The organism is Mycobacterium persicum, from assembly GCF_002086675.1.
Classification (GTDB): Bacteria; Actinomycetota; Actinomycetes; order Mycobacteriales; family Mycobacteriaceae; genus Mycobacterium; species Mycobacterium persicum.
Map to the genome: position 1 here is coordinate 1 of NZ_MVIF01000362.1, position 241 is coordinate 241.

At 66.4% G+C, this 241-nt stretch carries 1 pseudogene; it reads left to right on the top strand.

The annotated features are described in order from the left end of the window. Nucleotides 1-76: 76 nt before the first annotated feature. A pseudogene (locus BST40_RS33580) lies at nucleotides 77-241 on the top strand (pentapeptide repeat-containing protein); the annotation flags it as partial.

Sequence of the window (241 nt, forward strand, 5' to 3'; positions counted from 1 at the left end):
ACGGAGGCAGGCACCATCCGGCGATCCGTAACACCGGGACCTTCAACGCGGGTGAGGGTAAGCGGGGCTAGGGGAACCTGGCGACGGCAACACCGGCTCCAACAACCCGGGTAGCGGCAATACCGGCAGCGCCAACCAGGGTAACGGCAACCAGGGGACCGGTAACGCCGGTGACGGCAACCGCGGCACCAACAACGTGGGCAGTGGCAACCCGGATTTCACACCGCAACACCGGCAAGGC